At 48.6% G+C, this 1,619-nt stretch carries 2 protein-coding genes; both read left to right on the plus strand.

Annotated elements, in window-relative coordinates:
- A partial coding sequence (locus tag J4G02_19535; GenBank protein MCE2396726.1) for an LD-carboxypeptidase occupies positions 1-1,108 on the plus strand: 1,108 nt, incomplete at its 5' end.
- 137 nt (positions 1,109-1,245) lie between these two features.
- Positions 1,246-1,560 carry a hypothetical protein gene (locus J4G02_19540; GenBank protein MCE2396727.1) on the plus strand — a complete coding sequence of 105 codons (315 nt, stop codon included), beginning with the start codon at positions 1,246-1,248 and terminating at the stop codon, positions 1,558-1,560.
- The last annotated feature ends 59 nt before the right edge of the window (positions 1,561-1,619 follow it).

Genomic DNA, 1,619 nt, shown 5'->3' on the forward strand with positions numbered 1-1,619 from the left:
CGCACTGAAGGTCGCCGCTGGTGCACTCCTAGCGGGATCTGGAATCTCTGCGAACCGTCCGGCGACGGCGAAACGCGCCGATGATTCAACTTCAACCAACCCGATGCGCGAATCAATAAAACCACCCAAATTGGTCCCCCAAGACACCATAGGTATTGTATCAACAGCAACGTCATTTTTCACAGTTCATGAGTCTGCCTTGCAACGGGGAGTTACATATTTAGAGGGTGCAGGACTACACGTTCAACTCGCGCAACACACGCTTGACCAACGGCAACACCTAAATCCACCGGCTCAGCACCGAGCCGAAGATTTAAATCAGATGTTCGCCGACCCAAAGATAAAAGCCATCTTCTGTCTGTCCGGTGGTTCGGGCGTCAATGCGGTTCTGCCGTTGCTGGACTGGGAACAGATTGAGAAATCACCTAAAATTGTGATGGGGTATAGTGCGATAACTGCCCTGCTGATTGGTCTATACGCAAAGGTAGGTCTGGTCACATTTCACGGCCCGATGATTCTCAACGGTTTCAGCGAATATCCACAGCCCTTCCCCTATACATGGCAGAGCCTTGAACAGATGTTATTCAAGGCAGAACCGGTAGGTATACTTAACCCTCCCGCACAATGGACGGACGCCTATACGAGCGAGGATCAGCCACGCGCAATGAAAACGAATCCGGGCTGGCATTGGTTAAGGGAGGGAAAAGCGAGCGGACCATTACTTGGCGGGAATTTAAGCGTTATGTTGACGCTGGTCGGTACGCCATATTGGGTCCCGTTGCGAGGCGCAATCTTGTGCGTTGAAGAGGTCAACTTCGGCAGCGGACTACTACGCAAAGTTGATGAATCGCTCGCCCAATGTCAACAGATGGGATTGTTCGATCAGATTGCAGGCTTAGTTATCGGTAAGGTTAATGAACTCCCTGAGGAAGAGGAAAAACTCTTTGAATCGTTAATCCTTGAATACACAGCGGACTCACAATTTCCTATCTTGACAGGAGTAGACTTTGGTCATACAGCGCCTCAACTGACACTTCCCATCGGTATTCAAGCCTCCCTCGACTCACAACAAGACCGATTCAGTATAGATGAAGCGGCTGTTCGGTAAAAATTACAGAATTTGGACCATTCACCCGGGCGAGTACGAGGAGAAACGAAATGGACTGACCCATGCACAATAAGATTTGACACAACGGAAAAATGTGAGTAACATATAGTCCTTGCTCCATTCTTGAGGTGAATCCTGTGGCTGATACTTCCAACAACGATACGCAACGCTATACGTCGGATTCCATTTTCAAGCGGATAATGGTCCTTCGATTTACCAAGTTGGGTATTCCGCTCCAGACCCAGGTCGAAGTAAGCCATCTACCGCGCACAATTGACGCAGTTATCGCACCCCGCCACAAGACATATTTGGAAAAAGTACGGTTGGAAACACCGTTTCCCTATGCTGGACCGCATAACCTAATCGAATTCAAGGGCAAAAATGACCGATTGACGATTCCAGATTTTCGGCTCATTCTTGGGCGATCGAACCTTTATCAAAAAACCCTTTAGGTCTAAGCCCCAAGCATTTATGCTTGGGATACAGATTGCTTTAGCAAGTTTTATGCTTG

The sequence above is a fragment of the Candidatus Poribacteria bacterium genome (genome assembly GCA_021295755.1).
Taxonomy (GTDB): Bacteria; Poribacteria; WGA-4E; order WGA-4E; family PCPOR2b; genus PCPOR2b.